Source organism: Paenibacillus sp. 2003 (assembly GCF_031455635.1).
GTDB classification, from domain to species: Bacteria; Bacillota; Bacilli; order Paenibacillales; family Paenibacillaceae; genus Paenibacillus; species Paenibacillus amylolyticus_B.
In genome coordinates, this window is sequence record NZ_JAVDTB010000001.1 from 1,506,911 (window position 1) to 1,528,380 (window position 21,470).

A 21,470-nucleotide genomic window follows, 5' to 3' on the forward strand; every position below is an offset into this window, starting at 1 on the left:
GTCATTACGTTTGAAATAGACACCACTAATGTTACAATGGTTAACTATGTTCATACGAATGATTGAAAGAAAGGAAGGCGGTACGCATGAATCTGTATCACATCCAGTCCACCGTGCACGGAGTCAACAGAGTAGCATCATTTCTGGAAGACAACTATATTGGTATTGCTTGGTCAGGTACAGGGGATCTGGAACAAACGCCCCCGGAGCTATGGAAGGAACAGCTGGTTCAACACTATAGATTGGATGAGTCAGAATTGGCGAGCACACTCGCGACACTACATATGTTTGCTAACCTCATGCAGGATGGAGATTATGTATTAATTAGCGATGATGAATGGACGTATGTTGGGGATATCGGGGATTATTATTACGACGATTCCGCTGGCACAGAAAACGACTTGATCTGTCACCGTCGCGGAGTTACATGGTTGGGTCGTATTCCTCGCGCTGAGCTGAATGACAAAGTGCAGGCACTGCAAAATGATTCAGCCATCCTTGCGAAGTTTGAGTATCCCATATCACAAGCACAGCTGGATCGAGGTCTTGCAGTCAGTATAACAGCCGAAGCAACGAACTCTCTCTCAACAGGAGTAGATGAAGCCACGATTCAAACAGCTCTCCAGGTGCTGAGAGAAGCGTTACACAGTGAAGAAGAAGAGTTGCGAATTCGTGCGGCTACAGCCATTTTGCAGTATGCCAAACCATAGGAAGACTATGCATAATGATAGAGAATTGTAGTGGCATATACAGGAATTATTCGCGCAACAGCAAATTCAAATATCATAAACTCTTAACTAGCCCTGAGATCTGTTCATTTACATTCCCATGACTTAGTCCACCGTGATAACAAACCACAGATGAAATGTCGAGTTCCATATACTTCTTTAAGGAGCAACGAGCCGTTTCGATATCCAGTGTAGTAGGTTCATGAATGCCTCCAAGCCTGCCGTCTACACTGTACATTGAATCTCCGGCGATGAGCGTCTTGCTGCCCATCAAATATAGACTGATATGACCTGGCGTATGACCAGGTGTATGAATAACGCGAATTCCACCGCAAAACGGCAGTTCCTGACCATCAGTCACCGTTTCATCTACTTTTCCCTTTGGAGGATGCTCAAGGTGACCTTCTTTGAGAAGAGGGAGCTGTCCCTCAATATATGGCTTATCCAGCTCATGCGCATATATCTTGACTTGTGTGCCACACTCTTTCAAAATCTCGGGAAGACACCCGATATGGTCCACATCCTGATGCGTGAAAATCACTGCTTTAAGTTGGCTGATCGGCACACCAATCTTTTCGAGTGCGATACGCAAATCGTCATATTGTCCGGGGAAGCCGGTATCAATTAACACAACCATTTCTTCATCCCATATCAGAACAGGGTGAATTATATTCCCCTCAAAATCAAGCTGAAGCATCATTATTCCCTTTGAAATTTCCATAATATCAGACCTCCGAGAGTTGAAATTCATATACATCATTGCTTGTTATATTTCTTATGTAAACGAATAAAGACGGCAATAAGATACGTTCGGATATTTATAGGGTGCACTTATAGAAATATTCAATGAATGGGGGAATTGACGCTTGCTGTTGGGAATGATAATTTAGATATATCATCAAAACCAATAAGTCCAATAAGATAAAGGGGGTATGTGGGATGACACATATCGTGCATGCAGCAGCTGAAGATATTAGGAGCGATGATTCGCTACTATTGATCAAGGAACTGAGTGAAGAACTCGGTTTGTTATATGGCGGTGATGGAACTGCGGGATTTCAACTGTCAGACGTTGAGGTGCCACGTGCGGCTTTTATCGTTGCCAGGATCGACGGGTATCCGGTTGGTTGCGGAGCACTTAGACCCCTTGATGAAACATCTGTAGAAGTTAAACGCATGTATACACGCAGTGGTTACCGCCGTAAAGGGATTGCCCAGGCTATATTGGCCGAGGCAGAGCGTCTTGCGAACGAACTTGGTTATACCAATCTGAAACTGCAAACAGGTCCCTTGCAACCAGAAGCTGCAGCGCTGTATGAGCGTGTAGGGTATTATCGAATTCCTGTTTTCAGTGGCAATTGGGACAGAGTGTTGGCCTACCAGAAAGATCTGGTACACGAAAAAGTATAATTCTACGAATTACAGCTTTTATTTGCTGAACGGACAGAGGAACACAAGATAAAAGTAAAAAGTCGCCGATTGGCGACTTTTTGCATTTTACATACTGCATTTACTCCAATTATCTCATCTGAAAAAATAGACAAAAGCGTTCAATCCGTTGCGCTTTTATTGACCGAAGGTTCTTGATGTTGGACACCCCATTCGCATAGTCCTTCCAAAACGGGCAATAACGTTTCAGCTTTGGCTGTCAGACGGTACTCGACTTTAGGAGGGACTTGGGGATACTCTTTCCGTTCGACCATACCATCTGCTTCCAATTCTTTGAGCTGTGAACTCAGCGTTTTATACGTGATGGCGCCGATCTGTCTTTTTAGTTCATTGAAGCGGACAGGCTGGTTATCAGCCAGAAGATACATAATCACCATTTTCCATTTGCCACCAATGACAGACAACGTATATCCAAAAGGGGTATCTTGAATGTTTTTAACTTTACCGTGGTATTCAGCCATACTCATCATTCACACTATCCTTCCGGGTAGTACCTATCATAAAAGACCGTACTATTTATTTGTTTGGGCTCAGTTTATACTAACCTTACTTTGAAGTAAAGGAGATTTACGATGACTCAAAAAACAATACGTCTGCTTATGCCACAATGGCAAGGTGGAGATAATCCTAACTACTCTTTTGGAGCGGAGCTGCTTGCATGGCTTGCACCTGACAATGATCAACCTCTCATTCATGTTCCTGTTGAGGCTTATGATGGAACATCTCTGGTAAGCGAGAACGGGATAAAAGGCAGAGCACAGCTACTTCAGCAATTGCAGGCTGCCCAGCATATTATTCAAGCTCACCAGCCCGATCGCATTGTCATGTTTGGCGGTGACTGTTTGGTTGAACAAGCCCCGTTTGCTTATTTAAATGAACGATATGGCGGAGAACTTGGTTTGATATGGATTGATGCCCATGGTGATCTGGTTAGGTACGAGGGCTATGATAACGGTCATACTTTACCGCTTGGGAACCTTCTTGGGGAAGGCGATCCGGAGTTTGCCAAACATGTGAGAGTCCCTTTAAAGCCTGAACATATCTTCATGGCCGGGTTGACAACCCCCACAGAACAGGAAACCGAAGTAATTCAAAGATTGGGTATCCGAACGGCTGGAACTGCAGAATTAACCCATGGCATGGATTCGATTAAGAAGTGGATTAAAGAGACTGGTATCAAACATCTGGCAATTCATCTTGATCTGGATGTGCTTGATCCCAACATGTTCCGTTCATTGTTATTCGCCAAACCAGGGGAACCTTATTTGTTTTCACCAGCGGGAACCATGCAATTACCTCATTTGCTTCATCTGATCAAAGAACTGTCTGAAGAAACAGATGTAGTTGGATTAGGAATAACTGAGCATATGCCGTGGGATGCCATTAACTTGAAGAATTTGCTTGGAGAAATTCCTATTTTGAACCAGTGATTTAGGATAACAAGGATATATCAGAATACTGATATAAGGAGTCAAAATATAGGAAGATCATCAATAGAAATATCAATATTATTATATGGGTGGTTCAAAGCGAATCAGAAATTAAACAAACTGAGGAGAGACACCCAGATGGTCACGTTATTGTTAATCATTATTTATCTCGCATTTATAGGGCTGGGATTACCTGATGCTTTACTTGGCAGTGCCTGGTCGGTTATGAAAAACGATATACATGCGACAACAGAAATGGCTGGCTACATATCGCTAATCATTTCATTTAGTACAGTAGTGTCAAGTCTGTCCGCCAGCCGTTTGTTACACCGATTCGGAACGGGTAAAGTCACACTATTCAGTATCCTCTCAACAACGATCGCGCTGTTGGGATTCTCATTCTCTGAGAATTTTGTGTTTTTACTGATTCTGGCGATCCCTCTCGGCTTAGGTGCAGGTTCGGTGGATGCGGCACTAAGTAATTATGTAGCATTGCATTTCAAGGCCAAGCATATGAACTGGTTGCATTGTTTCTGGGGAATTGGCGCAGTGACAGGCCCACTCGTTATGGCATATTGGCTGAATCAAGCAAACAACTGGCGTGCAGGATACGTTACAGTAGGGTTGATTCTCCTGGGGATCGCGGTGATCTTATTGTCAACGTTGTCTCTATGGAAGATCTTCGAGAAGGGGAAAATAGAAGAATCCGGCGATGAGAAGAAACGTGTGAGTAACAGGGAGGCTATACGCATCCCCGGTGTGAAGTCGTCGATGCTGGCTATGCTCTGCTACAACGGTTCGGAGACAGCTGCTGGTTTATGGATGGCTTCTTTTTTCATAGGTAGTAAAGGCGTATCTCCAGGCACTGCGGCAGCGTTATCTTCCTTGTTCTTTATCGGAATCATCGTAGGACGTATAATCTCAGGGTTTCTTTCGACTCATGTATCCAGCAAAAATCTCATCAGATATGGTGGAATCGTTGGATGTTTCGGATTGTTCATCCTGGTTATGCCGATTCCTTACTGGATTGCTGCAGGGGCTTTATTTATCGTGGGATTGGGCGGAGCACCGATCTATCCGAGCATTGTTCATGCGACACCGGAACGCTTCGGTGAGAAGTCATCCCCAAGTGTAATTGGACTTGAAATGGCCAGTGCCTATACGGGTTCAACACTCATCCCGTTAGGTATGGGACTCATAGCCAGCCAATGGGGAATGTCAATGGTACCCCTGATCCTGCTGATTCTGTTCAGTGTCATGTTCGCGGCTACAGAGCTGGTTAACAGAAGCAACAAGGCTACGCGCCTGACCGTCTAGCTCTTGCTATAGGTCATTAAGGCTCTGCCACTACACAACAAAGGAACAACCATCGCTGGTTGTTCCTTTTGGTGTGTGGACTTTTTTTATAAGAAAATCAGCAACAATGTACCTGCGGCAAAACAGTAATACGAAAAGTATTTCAGGTTGCCTTTGGCCATAATGCCCATAAACCATCTCATGGAGAAATAGGTGACGAAGAGCGTCGTGATGAATGCGATCAGATAAGGGATAGCCAGCTGTGATCGATTCGGATCATTGGCAATGTCGGATACCCCCATGATGAGTCCACCAATACTTATGGGAATGTACAGCATAAAGGAGAACTTCAAAGCTGTTTCCTGTTTCATGCCGACAGCGATGGACGCAATTACAGTTGCCCCTGAGCGGCTAATCCCCGGAATAAGAGCGACCGCCTGAGCCAGACCTACCAACAATGCATCTTTTGTAGACAGATCACCGTCTTGCTTGCGACCACGAAGATTACGAATAAGCCACAAGGCAACCCCGGTGATTAATAGTGCAATGGAAACGGTATATACGGATGAGAAAATTTCTTCAATTCGGTCCTTGAACAGGACTGCAACGACAGCAGCAGGGATCGTACCAATAATTATGTATAAGCAAAACATGAAGTCAGCTCGATATTCTTCTTTACGAGTACGCAGGTAACCGAGTGCACCAATAATCAACTTTTTGATATCTTCCCGGAAAATAAAAATAATAGCGATAAGTGATGCCGTGTTCGTTAAAATCTCAAATGACAATCCGTTTTGCTTCATGCCCATGAGTCTCTGGGCGATGATCAAATGACCGCTCGAGGAGACGGGAATCGGCTCCGTTGCGCCTTGAACAATACCTAAAAATAAATACTTTAACCACAATATAATCTCTTCCATGTTGTCCTCCTTGAATACGTTTCATTGGCTTTCCAATGATCTCTCTTATTAATAAAGGTGACTTGTCTACTCTATTGATGATAGCTGTTTAAGTTGGTGACTTGCAAGTTAGAGTTCATAGAGAGAGGGAAATAAACATAGCTTGTCAAATCCTGCAGGGCATGATATCGTTGATAACGATTATCAATATCAATGAAAAGGTGGGTTTATTTTGCGTAAACAGATAAAATCAATATGGATCATGATGGCACTTATCTTGCTGATTGTACTTAGTGCATGTGGTCAGTCTGCCACGACCAATAGTACAACCGGGGAGAGCACGAATGCAGCTGCGGAGACAGAAACCAAGCCGAACTCGGATTCAGCTTCTTCCACTGAATCAACGGCAACTGCCGAAGAGGAGCTAGTTACATATCAATCGGATGCAGGCGAAGTACAGGTACCCAAGAATCCTAAGCGCATTATTGATTTGACATCATTTTCGACAGGGTACTTTGTTGCCCTGGATGCACCGGTAGTCGGCGCTTTGTCAGGAGCGATGAACAACAAATATATCAAGGATCAACTTGCAGCAGCGGGTACCATTGATCTGGGTGAAACACCTACCCCCGAGAAGCTGATCAGTTTAAAACCTGACTTATTTATCGTGTACACTGGAACAGAGGGTATCGACAAGCTGGAGCAGATTGCGCCTGTTGTACAGATTGCATATGGTAAGCGCAATTTCAAGGATCTAATGCTTGAAATGGGTAAGCTCACCAATAGAGAAGACGCTGCTAAAGCTTGGAATGCTAAATGGGAAGCGAATATCAATGAACTGAAGCCCAAGGTTCAGGAAGCTGTAGGCGATCGCACCGTTTCCATACTGAATCCATACGCCAAAGGACTATTTGTATTCGGTCATAACTATGGTCGAGGCGGTGAAATTATTTACGGGGAGTTTGATCTCAAGGCACCAGCCAAGGCCCAAGCTGAAGCGATTGACAGCGGAACTGGATGGGCTTCAATCTCCATGGAACTATTACCGGAGTATGCAGGTGATATCATCTTTACCAGCCCGTGGTCGGGAGATAAAACCGATCCCAAGATCGTATATGACAATACATTATGGAAGAACTTGCCTGCGGTAAAGGCAAATCATGTGTTCCAGCTTGATCCGACTTCAGACTCGTACAACGATCCGTTAACGTTGGAAGGTCAGCTGCAATTTATTTCCGATAGCCTGCTTACCGCGAAGTAAGATTACTGCATAAATGGTAATACTGGAGCATTTCCAAACGTCGTTACAGGACGGGGAAATGCTCTTCTTATGAGATTAGAATGTTATATACGTCGATCTTGGATGGATTTTGACCAATGTAATTAAGCTTGATACAATAGGATAACAGCTGATGAACATTAAATATCAAGTGGGGTGATCCAGATTGCAGCAAAAGAGTGAACGTTTGAATGTTTGGTTGGCTTTCTCTAACATTCATACCCATCTGAACGAGAAGCTGGAACAAGCTCTGCTTCAACAATATGACTTATCTTTGAAGGAATTTTATGTGTTAAACTTCATATATAATGCGGAGGGTAAGGAATTACGCCTACAGCAACTTCAAGATCTGGTGGGGTTGAGCCAAAGTGCTACTTCCAGGCTCGTCGTTAGGATGGAAGCCAAAGACTGCGGGGCTCTGGAAAGACATGCATGTGAAGATGACCGGCGTGGCATTTACACTCGTATTACGGAACTTGGAGAGAATAAATACAAGAAAGCACTCCAAACGTTTAATCAGGTCTTGCAAACTGAATTGGAACAGGATGGAATTGAGGCTCGATTAGAGAACCTTACTAAAGAATTGTTCTAAGACTAGGGTGAATATAGGGTAATGTAGTCATTTACCCTATAAGAAGACTTGACACTCATTAATATATCCTCTAAATTAAATGCATGCGCATGGATTTAATGTGGATGCGGTGATTCATATATAAAGGAGGCACTGAGTAGACTTTGATCCAAAACAAAATTTTCGACGATATCTGATGAATTAAGAGAGGGCTATACAATGATTATATTGATGCTTTTGACCTTCATATTAGGTATCTTCATCGTTGTACGTCAATTTTGGCCACTGCACAATCTTGAATATATAGATTATGAAGTATTTCTCAGACATGAGCGTGATTTTCGGCAGTATAAAGTGATTGATATTCGAGATGCGACGGATTATATGGCTAATCCTACTCCGGATACGATTAATATCTCATTGGGACGCCTTGCTTTTACATGGGAAAAATACCTTCTTCGAGAAGATAACGTAATTATAATGTCACCTGGTATGCTTCAATCCAAAAAGGCTGTCCGTATTTTGCGAAAGCATGGATTTGAATGTCTTTATGTGATGAAGTAAAAGATAAATGTGAGTTCTAAATCATACGGAGTTATTAATTGCAGGTATTATTTCGATGCTTGCGCATGCATTTTTATTATACATGATTCATGAAAAGGGGAGTTTTATTTTGATGACAGATTTGTTTAGTCCATATTCTTTTAAAAGCCTAGAGCTTAAAAACCGTGTTGTAATGGCTCCAATGTGCCAATATTCAGTTGAGCAAAAAGATGGTATAGCAACCGATTGGCATTACATGCACTACGTTAGTCGTGCCGTGGGAGGAACTGGTCTCATTATCATTGAAATGACAGATGTGGAGCCGGATGGACGGATCTCAGATTATGATCTTGGGTTATGGTCAGATGAACAGATTCCAGCTCTGAAGCGGATCGTAGATGCGTGTCACAGTTATGGTGCCAAGGTCGCTATACAGATTGCGCATGCGGGCCGCAAAGCAGAAGATGCTGAAGTTCCAGTAGCTCCTTCCGCGATCGCCTTTGATGAGAATTCCAAGCAACCAAGTGCGCTAACAACGGACGAAGTAAAAGGAATGGTTGAGAAATTCCGTAGTGCAGTAGCGCGTGCTGTGAAAGCTGGTTTTGATGCGATTGAGCTTCATGGTGCACATGGATATCTGATTCATCAGTTCCATTCTCCACTTACAAACAAGCGAGAAGACGAATATGGTCAAGATTTAACTTTATTCGGCCGGGAGATCATTCAGGCTGCAAAGGCAGAGATGCCGAAGGATATGCCTTTGATGATGCGTATTTCAGCTAAAGAATATGTAGAAGGTGGCTATGGCATTAACGAAAGTTCCGAGTTTGCCAAGGCATATAAAGATGCAGGCGTTGACGTATTTGACATCTCATCTGGTGGCGAGGGACCTATTGCTGCATGGGGCAGACCAGGAACTCACGCGGCGTATCAAGTACCTCTGGCTAAAGCAATCAAAGAAGCTCTTGATGTACCCGTGATTGCTGTTGGAAGACTCGATGATCCTACGTTGGCGAATGCAGTCATCGGAAATGAAGAAGCTGATCTCGTTGCGGTTGGAAGAGGTCTGTTAAGAAATCCTTACTGGGCCTTGGAAGCTGCGTCTGCTTTGCGCAAGACAACGGACGTTCCAAAACAATATACGACTGGTTTTTAATGTATTAATAATTTAACGATTTAATGATCTTCATTAATCCTTGCATAGGGAAGGACTCCGACTGACAAAACAGAAGGAGTCCTTTTTTGAGGTTAAACTAGGCGAGGTAAAGGAACGATACTAGCCAGTAACCAGTCAAGAGATGGTAGTCGTCTCATCGGTTTTACCTCGCAGGCGTTTAATGTCTTCTCTGGGTGGGAATCCAAACATGCGAGAATATTCACGACTGAATTGGGAAGGGCTCTCGTAACCTACCTGAAATGCTACATCTGCTGCATCGGTGGACTTGGATAATAACAAGCGGCGGGCTTCTTGCAGCCTAAGTTGTTTTTGAAACTGAATCGGACTCATGGCAGTCACTTCTTTAAAGTGTCTGTGCAGCGAGGCAGTACTCATATTTGCCAAATCCGCCAATTCCTCAACCCGAAAATTTTGCTCAGAATGATTCATAATATATTCAATAACGTCTCTGATTCGATAGGTGTGGCTGCCCTCCATGGTAGCTTGTTCCAGGGCAATCCCATGTGGGCCCTTCAGAACTTTATAGAGAATTTCCTTTTTGAACAAAGGAGAGAGTAGTGGGATATCTTCCGAATGATCTTCCAACAAACGGGCTAACCTGACGACCGCATCCAGCAGAGACGGCTCAGCTTGGCTGACAAACATCGCACGTCTCGTTGTTTTCCGCGGTCTTGCTGGGAAATCGGAATGGTTCAATACCTCCAGAATCTCACTGGATGTGAATTCAAGTTTTAGGGCCAGATAGGGAGCCTCAGACGAGGCTTGAATCACTTGTCCACTAACCGGCAAGTCAACGGTTGCCACGATATAACTTCCTGGACCATACCGGAAACGATCTTGTCCCAGTAGGACTTCTTTCTCACCCTGAACGATAATGCAGAAGGATGGTTCATTCACTTTAAATATAGGTTCAGTGACAACGGATTCCCGGATTAAAAATAATGAGGGAATGGCAGTAGAATGCACCCCATCCTTTTCAGAAAAACGGTCAATGAGTGTGGCTAATTCGTTTTGTTGTTGTTCGTGTATTTGATCAGACATGCAAAGTTCTCCTTTTTTCCTCACAACATAATAATCACATTCTATCGTATATTGACCAAAGGCGGTAGAAAACGGATAGGAATAGGCAAACATCTGATGTGAACGGATAAGACATGCTGAGTGCTGGTTGCATATTCACAATTACACAGGTCATGATATACAACAAGTACAGAAGATATACACTTATGGTTCAGCTAATACATGATCAGATGAGAATGAAAAGGGTATCTGCATCTTTTATTTACTGATCGTTCCCGATGTGTTAGATTGATTTTGGGAGGGAAGTTGAATGGCTAGAAGTAAAGAGTTTGAAGTGAACGAAGTATTGGATAAAGCAATGAAGATCTTCTGGGAACAAGGTTACGAGAAAACGTCGATGAGTGACCTGGTTGAGCATATGGGAATTCATCGCAGGAGTATATATGATACATTTGACGACAAACATTCGCTGTTCTTGCAGGCAATCGATCGTTACAGAGGTAAGGTCAGCACCACATTACTTGCAGAAATCAAGGCATCCAAGACGGCAGTGGAAGCACTGCATAAAATTTTCGATGTTATGATCAGTGAAGCAGAGGAGACACCATCGGGTTGTTTGATCGTGAACTCGGCTGTGGAGTTAGGCGCGCGTGATCAGGAAGTGGACAACCGGTCCCTTGAATCATTTAACGATACAGAGCGAATGTTCGAGCAGATCATCGAATGGGGACAGCGGGATGGAGAATTTTCTTCAAACCATGATGCGAAGGAAATGGCAGAGTATTTGCACAATATTTCTGTCGGCATTCGAGCCATGACCAGAACCTCGACGGATAAGGAAAAATTAAATCGTATTATCAATGTATCGATGAAACTTTTGGAGAAAAGATGAGCAGAGACGTACCCAAAAAAGTAGCTTGAAATCCGTTAGAGGACTTCAAGCTACTTTTTTTGTGCGCTAATTTTAGAAATTAGAAAGTATGAACCATCAATTGGTGATGGCATGTTCCATCGGTTTAATTTTATGAATCTCTTCGGTCCCAGCCTCCAAAGCTGTTTCGTAATAGGAGCGTTTGTGCTCGATGACTTCCATGGTTCTTCTTAGTTCCTCCATTTGTGCTTCCACAATAGCTTTTCGCTCCGTAAACATGTCATATCTTTGCTTCAGCGAGGAGTCCCCTTCAGAGCACCATTCAATAAAGTCCTTAATGTCTTTAATAGGCATGCCGGTCAGCTTCAGACATTGGATGATCTTTAGAAAGTCAATGTCGGAGTCTTTGAACAAACGTGTTCCACTCGTGGTACGTTCCACAAAAGGCATGAGTCCTTCCTTGTCGTAGTAACGCAATGTATATACCGTAAGGTCTAATTTTTTGGCAACTTCACCGATTGAATAGGTCATTTAGAATGAATTCCTTTCTACTAGGGGTAGACTTCGAGTTAACTCTAGGATTGATCCGAGTGAATTCTAACATGTTGGATTACTGGATGTCAAAGTACGTTGGAGATAAAAAAATAAGATAAACATTTGACCTAGAGTTAACTAGAGGGGGTAAGATTATTTTGAACTTTAAATTACTAGGAGGTTATCCCATTGATTATAGCTAAAGCCAGAGCCGTTGACGGACCAGACCAACAATTCAGAAGTGCTGAAATTAAACGACGTAATCTGGATACCAATGATGTATTAATCGAGATTAAATATGCCGGTATTTGCCATTCTGACATCCATACTGCCCACGGTGAATGGGGTCCAGTGAATTATCCACTCGTTCCTGGCCACGAAATTGCCGGGATTGTAACCGATGTAGGTAGCGGAGTCTCCAAATATAAGGTTGGTGACCGAGTAGGAGTCGGATGTATGGTCGACTCTTGTGGTGAATGTGTTAACTGCCGCAAAGGTGAAGAGCAATACTGTCTCAAAGGAAATATTCAAACTTACGCTGGAGTAGACAAATACGGTGAGCCTACGCAAGGTGGGTATTCAACTCATATTGTTGTCGTAGAGGATTTCGTCGTTCGCATCCCTGATAACATTGCACTTGATGCAGCTGCACCTTTGCTGTGTGCCGGTATTACGACATATTCACCACTTCATCACTGGGGAGCTGGCCCAGGTAAGAAAGTTGCCGTTGTAGGTATGGGTGGTCTTGGTCATATGGCTGTCAAAATTGCACATGCGATGGGTGCCGAAGTAACCGTTCTTTCCCAATCCTTGAGCAAAAAAGAAGATGGACTGCAATTTGGCGCAGATCACTACTTTGCCACAAGTGAACCGGAAACATTCGAGAAACTTGCAGGCACCTTTGATCTGATGATTAACACGGTAAGTGCGAATATTGACATTAACGCTTATTTCTCACTGCTCACGCTGGATGGTACACTCGTGAACGTGGGTGCTCCTCCAGAGCCTTTAGCTGTTAACGTATTTTCTCTTATCGGTCATCGCCGTTCATTCGCAGGTTCCATGATTGGTGGTATTCGTGAGACGCAGGAGATGCTTGATTTCTGTGCAGAACATGATATTGCACCTAACATTGAGGTCATCTCCGCAGACCAGATTGACGAAGCATACAAACGTGTATTGGCTTCCGACGTGAAATATCGCTTTGTTATTGATATCAGCACCATGTAAGTGTGAACTTTGCAAAAGTGATAGTTAAAGATAGAAGAAAGCAGCTGCCGCCAAGGTCAGCTGCTTTTTGCTTTTCAGTTTGTTAATTGCTGATCGTTCTACAACCAGCACTCTTATCGCAACGAACAGAAGATACCTGCGTCCAATAACTAGTTGGAAAAATATGAAAGGAGTGGTATGAGAAAGATGACAGTATCATTTTCACATCAGCCTGAAGGGTACGAATGTCCATTTTGTCGTATTTGGGATATTGAGCGACCTGATCAGGGAACAAAACAAAGGGATATCATCTATCAGAATGAAAAGGTAACAGCATTTATAGCAGGCAAATGGTGGCCAAACAATAAAGGGCATGTTCTTATTATTCCGAATCAACATTTCGAGAACATCTTTGAACTCCCTGCGGATTATGCTGTTGAAATTCACCGTGCGGCTCAGCTTACAGCATTTGCAATGAAAAGTACATATGGATGTGATGGGATTTCGACACGGCAACATAATGAACCTGCTGGCAATCAAGACGTGTGGCATTATCATCTGCATGTTTACCCCAGATACGTGAATGATCAACTTTATCTGTCAAATGGTTCTCAATCCGATCCAGATGAACGTGCTTTCTATGCTGATCAGTTGCGTTCTTGGATAAAGGAAAACATTTAAAGTCTAGCAGGCTGCTCATTTTTTGTTGAGTTATCGGGCAGATAAGGGGTTTTGAATTTGATATTCATGATAGAATGAGTTTGAATGGGGCAAATTAAATAGTATATTTCATGATATAGGGGGAAACCAATGGAGACCTTTGCAGAATTTATAGCACGCATCGATAACCCGGAACATCAGGCACGAACGGAAGAAGTTTTGAACTGGGTTATTGAAAAATTCCCGAATTTAAAGCAAAAAATAGCCTGGAATCAACCGATGTTTACTGACCATGATACCTTTATCATTGGCTTTAGTGTATCCAAGCAACACTTGGCTGTTGCTCCCGAGAAGGCAGGAATTAATCGTTTTTCGGAAGAGATCACTCAGGCGGGGTATGATCACACCAAAGAGTTGGTGCGAATGAAGTGGAAACAGGAGATTGATTTTTCGTTACTAGAGAGAATGATTGAGTTCAATATAGCGGATAAGGCAGAATGTTCAACATTTTGGCGTAAATAAATCGCGATATAAAAAGAAGACCCCAACTTCCGGATACGGAAAGATGAGGTCTTTTATATTTTAAGAAAAAACGATTATTGAGCACCTACAACAGGGTGAGGTACATAGGGCTCTTCAAGGAATGAGACGTCTTCTGAGGTCAACTTAACAGAAAGAGCACCTACCGCATCTTCCAGATGCGATATTTTGGTGGCACCGATAATTGGAGCCGCTACAGTATCTTTTTGTAGCAACCAGGCAAGTGCAATGTGTGTGCGAGGGACACCGTATTTTTCTGCAATGGATGCAACTCGTTCAACAACAAGCCGATCCGCATCGCTAGTCGCATTGTACTTGGATTTCTGAACTTTGTCTGTCTCGGATCGAAGTGTTGATACGGACCAGTCACGGGTTAACCTGCCTGAAGCAAGAGGACTGTAAGGAGTTACACCAATCTTCTCTTCCTTGCATAAAGGCAACATTTCTCGTTCCTCTTCACGGTAGATGAGGTTCAAGTGGTTTTGCATGGATACAAACTTGGTCCAGCCATTTTTCTCTGCTACATGTAATGCTTTTTGGAACTGCCATGCGAACATGGCTGAAGCGCCAATATATCTCACTTTACCGGACTTCACCACATCATGTAAGGCTTCCATGGTTTCTTCAATAGGCGTATTGTAGTCCCAACGATGAATGATATAGAGATCCACATAATCGGTTTCCAATCGTTTCAGGCTTTTATCAAGCTCACTCAGGATGGCTTTTCTGGAAAGCCCGGAACCGTTGGGTCCTTGATGCATTTGTCCGTGCACTTTGGTTGCAATGACAACCTCATCCCGATTTGCGTAATCTTTCAACGCCCGACCAAGATACTCCTCGCTCGTACCCAGAGAATATATATTCGCTGTATCGAAGAAATTAATGCCTAGGTCCAATGCTTTTTTGATCACAGGGCGAGAATTTTCTTCATTCAGTACCCATTCATGAACCCATTTACTGGCATCCCCAAATCCCATACATCCCAGGCAAAATCGAGATACGTCCAAGCCTGTGTTACCAAGTTTTGTATATTCCATATCATGTTCAAATCCTTTCTAGTGTTTATTATTGCCACCTGTACGGTGATCTATATACACATTATTATGTCATATCGAATGAACCAATCTGTACCACATTTCTATCAAAGTTTTGCCTAATCCTATCAGAATCTCTGAATCTGAATCAGTTGAGCCCATTAAAGTTCTCATATAAAAAGAACAAGCTATTCGTTTCTCCGTTGGAGATTCAAATGGCTTGTTCATAAAATATTATTTAATCATTGTTTGATGAATCCAATCGCTTATTTTGGTTAATTTAAGATTGGCTTTGATGTTATCATCCAACTCTTGATACCGTGGAAGAAGATCTGTATGCCCATCAATCCATTGGTACAATCCTTTAAGACCTGCTGCTGTCTCACTTCCCAACAAAGGCTGAATTGCTGCTTCAAAATGATCAAAAGGTAGAGACATGAAGCTGATCTTTTCACCTAATACAGCACTGAATTGTTCCGCTAATTGTGCACCTGTCAGGGCTTCTAATCCGGGTGCCGGGATAATGCTTCCTGCCAATTCCGAATGAGTCAAGGCATAATAGTGGAATTGAGCTGCATCGTTTAAGCTAATCCAGGAGATCGGCTTGTCTGCTGGTACCGGGTAGGCCAAAACGCCATTATTCAGTATTCCGGGAATCAGGAAGTTTTCCAAGTATACAATGGGTTCCACAATGATATATGGAAGACCACTTTGCTGCAATTCATGGATAACTTCACGTTTCAATTCAATTCCTTTGGAATGGGTGATAGGGTCAGGAACATAGGTACCCGTGTTAACTACAATCAATTTAACGTTTGCCTGTATAGCAGCATCAATTGCATTTTTGGTATATTGTCTGATCTTATCCGGATTGAACTCCACCGGCAGGTTTAGGAATACTTTACTTACACCTTCATGCGCCGTATGGAGCTGTTCCACATCTGATAGATCCCCGATGAAAGCTTCAATGTTTTGTTCCTTTAATGTTTTGGCTGTTTCCTCATTTCGAGTAATCGTGCGAACCTCAAAACCGTGTTGAACGAGTAATTGAGCGACAGCGCCGCCTTGGGAGCCCGATGCTCCATATACCAAAAATCGATCATTCTGTGTCATAGTGGTCAATAACTTCCTTTCAATATGTCATTGGAATGGATGAGTTAACACTCAGCATTGACCTCAGCATAACGGATTTAGAATAGGAGCGTAAGTACGCACATTAATGATATAAAGTATCCCTTGAGATACTATGGGAAGGCGTTTTACATATGTTTCGATCCCCAATCACCCAGCTGAAACAAGATCGAAGTCAGGCTTTGTCCTTTTTCTGTAAGGGAATATTCGACTTTAGGCGGAACTACAGGGTGGGTAACACGGTTTATCAAACCAGCTTCTTCAAGTTCTCGTAATTGCCTGGTTAACGTGCGATGCGTAATGGGGTCAAGCATTCTCTGCAATTCATTGAATCGAATTGTTGAATGGCGGATGAGCCGATTTATAATTAATAGCTTCCATTTCCCACCAATCATATTGACTGCAAACTCAACAGGACAACGGTCCTCCACAGGTTCTATATTCATGTTTATGTATCCCTCCCAAAACATCAACTCATGTTTCATGTTTCGTTCATTTTATCGAATTTATTAAGGGGTGTATAGCTTACCACATTCAGGGTATGAACCATGCCCAGGACATAAAAAAAGATGCCCCCAGTGTAGCTCAAGGGACATCTTATTTAATATAAATTATTGTTCAACTCAGACAGAACAAAAAAAGCATTGAACGTGAAAAAAAGCCATGATATAATCTATAGCGCAATTGACATTTCTATTGAATGTAAAGGGTGAATCATTATTTCTCCTAATTTAATTTTACATCCGACATTCCGATTTGTCAATGCTCTTTTTTTGGCCCTAATAAATGGAAAAGGGAGTGGACTTATTCATGGATAAAACAAACGAATGGAAGTTGGAAGAGGAAAGACTAGTGCAGGTGAGGAACAAACTTCAGGCACGACTCGACGAGCTGGAACCGAAGGTTGCAGGACTGCATGAACAGGCTGCCGAAATTCGTAAACGGTTCTGGGAAGAAGTGACGATTAATACGGGTTCGTACACGGATTTTGAAGATGCATTTTATACCATTAATCAGCAGTCCAGAGTGTTGGCCGAGAGGGAGCGCGGGCACAAGCTGTTAACACAACAATGGAAAAATACAAAGAGACTGCTTCCAACGCCGTATTTTGGCCGTTTCGACTATAAGGAAAAAGGCATGACATTGACGGAACAGATCTACATCGGCGTATCATCCTTCATGGATGAAGATGGATTGAACTTTCTAATCTATGACTGGCGTACGCCAATTGCGAGTCTGTACTATGATCACTCTCCCGGACCAGCAAGTTATGACACACCTTCAGGACGAATCGACGGAAAGATGGAGCTCAAGCGTCAATTCCAGATTCAACATGGGCAGCTTCATAGCATGTTTGATTCAACTGAGACGATTGGTGACGAATTGTTGCAGCAAGTGCTCGCCAAGGGTGCAGACTCACAAATGAAGAGCATCGTAGCAACAATCCAGAAGGAACAAAACGCCATTATCCGTGATGACCGAAGCCGAATGCTTATCGTTCAAGGGGCAGCTGGCAGTGGCAAGACGTCAGCTGCGTTACAGCGAGTGGCCTACTTACTATACAAACACCGCCAGACCGTCAAAGCAGATCAGATTGTGCTTTTCTCGCCGAATCCGATGTTTACCAGTTATATTTCCACCGTGCTTCCGGAACTTGGCGAAGAGAACATGCAGCAGACAACTTTCCAGGAATATCTGAATTATTGGTTGGATTCCTCCTTACGACCAGAGGATGCCTTTGATCAGATTGAATATGTGCTGACAGCTCAGAATGATCCGGGATATGAAGCTCGTCTGGAGGCGATTAAGTACAAAGCTTCCGAGACATTCCTGCAAGTGCTCCAAAACTACGGTAAGTGGTTAGGAAGAGAGGGGATGCGGTTTAACGGGATTCAATTTCGGGGACGTGAATTCATCACTGCGGACCGAATTAAGACTCAATTTTACAGTTTGGATCAAAATCTTACCTTGTCCAACCGTATTCTTCTTTTGCAGGAATGGTTGCTGAGAGAACTTGTCTCGCTGGAACGTCTGGAACGGGAAGCAGACTGGGTGCAGGAGGAATTGAATTATCTGGACACGGATGAGTATGTGGAAGCTTTCCGCATGTTGCACAAAGAAAAGCCTGTGTTCGATGTAGCGGAAAAATACGCAGCACGAGATAACGGTAATAACAGCGCAGAGCAAGATGAGGGTGCCTTTAACTTTGGAGTGCGGGAAGAGGAGTTGCTTCGTCAGAAACTGGTGAAAGATATGTTTAAACCTTTAAGAAAGAGTGTGCGGAAATTCCAGTTCGTGGATGTGAAAGGGATATACGAACAACTATTTGTAGATGAAGCCGCTTATCGGGAACAAACGAAAGGTGCAATCCCCCCACAGCACTGGCCTGAGATTTGTAAACAGACCAAGGCCATGATCCTTCAGAACAAGCTGTTCCATGAGGATGCTACTCCGTATTTATATGTAAAAGAGATGATCGAAGGCGTCCGGACGAACACAGAGATTCGTTATGTCTTTGTCGATGAAGGCCAGGATTATTCGGCGTTTCAATACGAATATCTGAAGAAACTGTTTCCTCGTGCTCGCATGACGGTGCTGGGGGATTTCGGGCAAGCGATTTTTATGCAGGCTACGGATTTGGCAGCATCCAACTCGCCACTAGTTCACCTTTACGGAGAAGGCGAAACTACATTGATACGCCTGGTACGCAGTTATCGTTCAACCAGAGAGATTGTTGAATTCACGAGACAGATGTTACCAGGGGGAGAAGAGATCAGACCGTTTGAAAGGGGAGATCAGAAGCCTCGTTTAACAGGATTGAAGGACGAAAAGCAGCGTGGTGCGCAGATTCTCGCAGACATCGCCGCGCTTAAGGCGGAGGGGTTTGACTCCATCGCTGTGATTACGAAGACCGCGGCTGAAAGCCGTGACGCCTATGAAAGGTTGCAAAGTCAAGGCGGCGAAGGGTTACAGCTCATAACAAAGGACACACAGATTTTCGAAAAAGGAATCATGGTTATTCCTGTGTACCTCGCGAAAGGCGTTGAGTTCGATGCTGTCCTGGTCTATGATGCTTCACCCGTTGCTTACAGCCAGGAATATGATCGAAAGCTTCTGTATACGGCATGCACACGGGCCATGCACCGACTTCATCTATATACAGTGAGTGACTGGTCACCATTTGTGCAGGCGTTACCTGCGAATCTGTATGACATAAAATCATAATCCATATGTAAATCCATTCTCAATGAAGCACCAAAGAAAGATGCTCGGAGCCTTTTTTCAAAGGTTATCGGGCATCTTTTTTTATGAAGATATGAATCATAAAAGTTATTCTTTACTGATCGTTCCCGATGTGATAGATTGTTATTGGGAGTTATGAGAATGATCATTCCCATAACAGCTCGAAAATAAATAAATTCTCAATGAGAGGGAGTAATAATAAATGAATATTTCCAAACAAGTTGCTATTGTAAGTGGGGCTAATCGAGGGTTGGGCAAGGAAATTGCTCTTGAACTGCTGGCGAGGGGAACCAAAGTTTACGCTGGCGCACGAAACCCTGAATCCATTGATCTGCCGGGGGCTATTCCACTGCAACTCGATATTACTGATCCACAATCTGTCATGGCTGCAGCTGAGGTAGCTAGTGATGTAACCCTTCTAATCAATAATGCTGGTTCCGCTACGGGTGCTTCTCTGCTCACGGGTGAGCTGAACGATATTCACTTGGAGTTCAATACACATGTATTCGGTACGCTTTCAATGATTCGTGCGTTTGCACCGGTGATAGAGAAGAATGGGGGCGGTTCGATACTGAATATCCTGTCTGCTCTATCTTGGCTCAGCCTTGGTAACTCAGGTGCATATTCAGCTGCAAAATCCGCTCAGTGGGGAATTACGAATGCATTACGTCTGGAATTAGCCCCTAAGAACGTTAGCGTTGCCGGATTGCACGTGGCGTTCATGGATACGGATATGACGGCAGGTATCGACGCACCAAAAACGAGCCCAACGGATATTGCCAAAATTGCAATAGATTCCATCGAAGCGGATCTCTACGAGATTATTGCTGATGATACCAGTCGGAACGTGCAACAGGGTCTTGCTGGCGGGGTTGCTGCCCTTTACCCACAATTGTTTCAAAAATAGAGAGATGTAGATGCATTTTCACGCTATAAATAAAACAACCCCCACCAGATATGGTGGGGGTTGAGTACGTCATGAATACTCCAATTCTATGGCTTGAGAACCGTAAGAATATAAGGTTTAACCTTTAACTGCACCGGCAGTAAGGCCGCTGACGATATATTTTTGCCCGAATAGATACAGGATGAATACAGGCAGGGAAGTAAGCACGAGATTAGCGAAGATCAGGTTCCAGTCCCGGCTATATTTGCCGTAGAAATTGTAGATCGATAGTGGCATCGTCCATGTGGAACTGTCTGTCAGGAAGTATACCGGAATCGTGATGTCATTCCAGACGGACATGAACACCATGATGGCTACCGTTGCGTTAACGGGCAGGATGAGCGGTGTGACGATGCGGAAGAACACCCCGAACACACTTGCTCCTTCCAGAAATGCGACTTCGTCCAGCGCTCGTGGAATGGTTTTGATGAATCCACTATACAAGAAGACACTGAAGGCTGTATTTAACGCGGCGTAGATCAGGATAACACTTGTGATGCTGCCGTAGAATCCCAATCCCTGTACAACCCGTATGGTCGTGATAATGGACATTGGCGCAATCAGTCCCATGAAGAAATACATATAGATGGTGCCGGATAGTTTGGTTTCCCGACGTGCCAGAATGAATGCCGCTGCCGAGGAAGCAACGATATTAATGATGGAAGATACGCCCGTAATCAAAATGCTGTTGAAGAATGCTCGCGACAGACCGCCTTCCTGGAAGACACGAACATAGTTCGAGAACTGCCATGTTTCCGGAAAACTCAGGGAGAAGCTAAGCACTTCGGCGCTGGTTTTGAATGAACCAAAGATCAGAATGACAAGCGGCAACAGAACGATAAGAGAGGCCAGAATCAGGAACCCTTCCACGATATAGTTGCGGATGGCGAGTTTGCGTGTATAGCCCATG

Annotated in this window: 23 protein-coding genes; 14 read left to right on the forward strand and 9 right to left on the reverse strand. The window is 43.6% G+C overall.

Annotated features, from left to right (window positions below):
* Positions 1–86 precede the first annotated feature (86 nt).
* Complete coding sequence (locus J2X75_RS06765; RefSeq protein WP_310335188.1) at positions 87–710, forward strand: hypothetical protein; 624 nt, start codon at positions 87–89, stop codon at positions 708–710.
* A gap of 73 nt (positions 711–783) precedes the next feature.
* Here the strand turns inward: J2X75_RS06765 and J2X75_RS06770 are convergent, their stop codons facing one another.
* Complete coding sequence (locus J2X75_RS06770) at positions 784–1,449, reverse strand: MBL fold metallo-hydrolase (RefSeq protein WP_310335190.1); 666 nt, start codon at positions 1,447–1,449, stop codon at positions 784–786.
* Positions 1,450–1,667: 218 nt separating this feature from the next.
* Between J2X75_RS06770 and J2X75_RS06775 the strand changes: the two genes are divergently transcribed.
* Entirely contained in the window at positions 1,668–2,138 is a 471-nt protein-coding gene (locus J2X75_RS06775; RefSeq protein ID WP_310335191.1) for a GNAT family N-acetyltransferase, read from the forward strand.
* 140 nt (positions 2,139–2,278) lie between these two features.
* Here the strand turns inward: J2X75_RS06775 and J2X75_RS06780 are convergent, their stop codons facing one another.
* A complete protein-coding gene (locus tag J2X75_RS06780) occupies positions 2,279–2,644 on the reverse strand; it encodes a winged helix-turn-helix transcriptional regulator (protein WP_310336679.1) in 366 nt (121 codons plus the stop codon).
* A 105-nt stretch (positions 2,645–2,749) separates the two neighbouring features.
* Here J2X75_RS06780 and J2X75_RS06785 point away from each other — a divergent pair, with 105 nt between their 5' ends.
* Both J2X75_RS06785 and J2X75_RS06790 read left to right on the forward strand, forming a co-directional pair.
* A complete protein-coding gene (locus tag J2X75_RS06785) occupies positions 2,750–3,607 on the forward strand; it encodes an arginase family protein (RefSeq protein WP_310335193.1) in 858 nt (285 codons plus the stop codon).
* A 138-nt stretch (positions 3,608–3,745) separates the two neighbouring features.
* Entirely contained in the window at positions 3,746–4,924 is a 1,179-nt protein-coding gene (locus J2X75_RS06790; protein WP_310335195.1) for an MFS transporter, read from the forward strand.
* 86 nt (positions 4,925–5,010) lie between these two features.
* Here J2X75_RS06790 and J2X75_RS06795 read toward each other — a convergent pair whose 3' ends face one another.
* Complete coding sequence (locus J2X75_RS06795; RefSeq protein WP_307536698.1) at positions 5,011–5,823, reverse strand: undecaprenyl-diphosphate phosphatase; 813 nt, start codon at positions 5,821–5,823, stop codon at positions 5,011–5,013.
* Between the two features lie 211 nt (positions 5,824–6,034).
* Between J2X75_RS06795 and J2X75_RS06800 the strand changes: the two genes are divergently transcribed.
* The 4 genes from J2X75_RS06800 (at position 6,035) to J2X75_RS06815 (ending at position 9,351) form a co-directional block, all read left to right on the forward strand.
* Entirely contained in the window at positions 6,035–7,063 is a 1,029-nt protein-coding gene (locus J2X75_RS06800; RefSeq protein WP_310335197.1) for an ABC transporter substrate-binding protein, read from the forward strand.
* A gap of 184 nt (positions 7,064–7,247) precedes the next feature.
* Entirely contained in the window at positions 7,248–7,673 is a 426-nt protein-coding gene (locus J2X75_RS06805; RefSeq protein WP_310335198.1) for a MarR family winged helix-turn-helix transcriptional regulator, read from the forward strand.
* 198 nt (positions 7,674–7,871) lie between these two features.
* Positions 7,872–8,216: a rhodanese-like domain-containing protein gene (locus J2X75_RS06810; protein ID WP_310335199.1), complete on the forward strand. Its 345-nt coding sequence runs from the start codon at positions 7,872–7,874 to the stop codon at positions 8,214–8,216.
* 112 nt (positions 8,217–8,328) lie between these two features.
* Positions 8,329–9,351, forward strand: coding sequence for an NADH:flavin oxidoreductase/NADH oxidase (locus J2X75_RS06815; RefSeq protein WP_310335200.1), 1,023 nt, complete (start codon positions 8,329–8,331; stop codon positions 9,349–9,351).
* Positions 9,352–9,486: 135 nt separating this feature from the next.
* On the opposite strand, the gene J2X75_RS06820 is transcribed toward J2X75_RS06815, so the two are convergent.
* Positions 9,487–10,413, reverse strand: coding sequence for an AraC family transcriptional regulator (locus J2X75_RS06820; RefSeq protein WP_310335202.1), 927 nt, complete (start codon positions 10,411–10,413; stop codon positions 9,487–9,489).
* A 289-nt stretch (positions 10,414–10,702) separates the two neighbouring features.
* On the opposite strand from J2X75_RS06820, the gene J2X75_RS06825 reads away from it, so the two are divergent.
* On the forward strand, positions 10,703–11,284 hold the full coding sequence (locus tag J2X75_RS06825; RefSeq protein WP_310335204.1) for a TetR/AcrR family transcriptional regulator: 582 nt from the start codon (positions 10,703–10,705) through the stop codon (positions 11,282–11,284).
* A 96-nt stretch (positions 11,285–11,380) separates the two neighbouring features.
* On the opposite strand, the gene J2X75_RS06830 is transcribed toward J2X75_RS06825, so the two are convergent.
* Entirely contained in the window at positions 11,381–11,794 is a 414-nt protein-coding gene (locus J2X75_RS06830; protein ID WP_307536686.1) for a MerR family transcriptional regulator, read from the reverse strand.
* 192 nt (positions 11,795–11,986) lie between these two features.
* On the opposite strand from J2X75_RS06830, the gene J2X75_RS06835 reads away from it, so the two are divergent.
* From J2X75_RS06835 to J2X75_RS06845, 3 genes are all read left to right on the forward strand, one after another.
* Positions 11,987–13,027, forward strand: coding sequence for an NAD(P)-dependent alcohol dehydrogenase (locus J2X75_RS06835; RefSeq protein WP_310335207.1), 1,041 nt, complete (start codon positions 11,987–11,989; stop codon positions 13,025–13,027).
* Between the two features lie 177 nt (positions 13,028–13,204).
* On the forward strand, positions 13,205–13,687 hold the full coding sequence (locus J2X75_RS06840; RefSeq protein WP_310335209.1) for an HIT family protein: 483 nt from the start codon (positions 13,205–13,207) through the stop codon (positions 13,685–13,687).
* A 129-nt stretch (positions 13,688–13,816) separates the two neighbouring features.
* A complete protein-coding gene (locus J2X75_RS06845) occupies positions 13,817–14,188 on the forward strand; it encodes an iron chaperone (protein WP_310335211.1) in 372 nt (123 codons plus the stop codon).
* Between the two features lie 74 nt (positions 14,189–14,262).
* Here the strand turns inward: J2X75_RS06845 and J2X75_RS06850 are convergent, their stop codons facing one another.
* The 3 genes from J2X75_RS06850 to J2X75_RS06860 form a co-directional block, all read right to left on the reverse strand.
* A complete protein-coding gene (locus J2X75_RS06850; RefSeq protein WP_310335213.1) occupies positions 14,263–15,243 on the reverse strand; it encodes an aldo/keto reductase in 981 nt (326 codons plus the stop codon).
* A gap of 231 nt (positions 15,244–15,474) precedes the next feature.
* Entirely contained in the window at positions 15,475–16,353 is an 879-nt protein-coding gene (locus J2X75_RS06855) for an SDR family oxidoreductase (protein WP_091016373.1), read from the reverse strand.
* 146 nt (positions 16,354–16,499) lie between these two features.
* A complete protein-coding gene (locus J2X75_RS06860) occupies positions 16,500–16,817 on the reverse strand; it encodes a winged helix-turn-helix transcriptional regulator (protein WP_310335217.1) in 318 nt (105 codons plus the stop codon).
* Positions 16,818–17,181: 364 nt separating this feature from the next.
* Between J2X75_RS06860 and helD the strand changes: the two genes are divergently transcribed.
* Positions 17,182–19,596: an RNA polymerase recycling motor HelD gene (gene helD, locus J2X75_RS06865; RefSeq protein WP_310335219.1), complete on the forward strand. Its 2,415-nt coding sequence runs from the start codon at positions 17,182–17,184 to the stop codon at positions 19,594–19,596.
* Between the two features lie 220 nt (positions 19,597–19,816).
* The gene (locus tag J2X75_RS06870; protein WP_310335222.1) at positions 19,817–20,521 is read left to right on the forward strand and encodes an SDR family oxidoreductase; all 705 of its coding nucleotides are present in this window, start codon (positions 19,817–19,819) and stop codon (positions 20,519–20,521) included.
* A gap of 117 nt (positions 20,522–20,638) precedes the next feature.
* On the opposite strand, the gene J2X75_RS06875 is transcribed toward J2X75_RS06870, so the two are convergent.
* Entirely contained in the window at positions 20,639–21,469 is an 831-nt protein-coding gene (locus tag J2X75_RS06875; RefSeq protein ID WP_017688542.1) for a carbohydrate ABC transporter permease, read from the reverse strand.
* Position 21,470: the final 1 nt, after the last annotated feature.

What these genes read in the sequence shown, in the direction of transcription:
- J2X75_RS06765 (WP_310335188.1), top strand. Translation starts at nt 87, where the DNA reads ATGAATCTGTATCACATCCAGTCCACCGTGCACGGAGTCAACAGAGTA.
- J2X75_RS06770 (WP_310335190.1), bottom strand. Translation starts at nt 1,449, where the DNA reads ATGGAAATTTCAAAGGGAATAATGATGCTTCAGCTTGATTTTGAGGGG.
- J2X75_RS06775 (WP_310335191.1), top strand. Translation starts at nt 1,668, where the DNA reads ATGACACATATCGTGCATGCAGCAGCTGAAGATATTAGGAGCGATGAT.
- J2X75_RS06780 (WP_310336679.1), bottom strand. Translation starts at nt 2,644, where the DNA reads ATGAGTATGGCTGAATACCACGGTAAAGTTAAAAACATTCAAGATACC.
- J2X75_RS06785 (WP_310335193.1), top strand. Translation starts at nt 2,750, where the DNA reads ATGACTCAAAAAACAATACGTCTGCTTATGCCACAATGGCAAGGTGGA.
- J2X75_RS06790 (WP_310335195.1), top strand. Translation starts at nt 3,746, where the DNA reads ATGGTCACGTTATTGTTAATCATTATTTATCTCGCATTTATAGGGCTG.
- J2X75_RS06795 (WP_307536698.1), bottom strand. Translation starts at nt 5,823, where the DNA reads ATGGAAGAGATTATATTGTGGTTAAAGTATTTATTTTTAGGTATTGTT.
- J2X75_RS06810 (WP_310335199.1), top strand. Translation starts at nt 7,872, where the DNA reads ATGATTATATTGATGCTTTTGACCTTCATATTAGGTATCTTCATCGTT.
- J2X75_RS06815 (WP_310335200.1), top strand. Translation starts at nt 8,329, where the DNA reads ATGACAGATTTGTTTAGTCCATATTCTTTTAAAAGCCTAGAGCTTAAA.
- J2X75_RS06820 (WP_310335202.1), bottom strand. Translation starts at nt 10,413, where the DNA reads ATGTCTGATCAAATACACGAACAACAACAAAACGAATTAGCCACACTC.
- J2X75_RS06825 (WP_310335204.1), top strand. Translation starts at nt 10,703, where the DNA reads ATGGCTAGAAGTAAAGAGTTTGAAGTGAACGAAGTATTGGATAAAGCA.
- J2X75_RS06830 (WP_307536686.1), bottom strand. Translation starts at nt 11,794, where the DNA reads ATGACCTATTCAATCGGTGAAGTTGCCAAAAAATTAGACCTTACGGTA.
- J2X75_RS06840 (WP_310335209.1), top strand. Translation starts at nt 13,205, where the DNA reads ATGAGAAAGATGACAGTATCATTTTCACATCAGCCTGAAGGGTACGAA.
- J2X75_RS06845 (WP_310335211.1), top strand. Translation starts at nt 13,817, where the DNA reads ATGGAGACCTTTGCAGAATTTATAGCACGCATCGATAACCCGGAACAT.
- J2X75_RS06850 (WP_310335213.1), bottom strand. Translation starts at nt 15,243, where the DNA reads ATGGAATATACAAAACTTGGTAACACAGGCTTGGACGTATCTCGATTT.
- J2X75_RS06855 (WP_091016373.1), bottom strand. Translation starts at nt 16,353, where the DNA reads ATGACACAGAATGATCGATTTTTGGTATATGGAGCATCGGGCTCCCAA.
- J2X75_RS06860 (WP_310335217.1), bottom strand. Translation starts at nt 16,817, where the DNA reads ATGAATATAGAACCTGTGGAGGACCGTTGTCCTGTTGAGTTTGCAGTC.
- helD (WP_310335219.1), top strand. Translation starts at nt 17,182, where the DNA reads ATGGATAAAACAAACGAATGGAAGTTGGAAGAGGAAAGACTAGTGCAG.
- J2X75_RS06870 (WP_310335222.1), top strand. Translation starts at nt 19,817, where the DNA reads ATGAATATTTCCAAACAAGTTGCTATTGTAAGTGGGGCTAATCGAGGG.
- J2X75_RS06875 (WP_017688542.1), bottom strand. Translation starts at nt 21,469, where the DNA reads ATGGGCTATACACGCAAACTCGCCATCCGCAACTATATCGTGGAAGGG.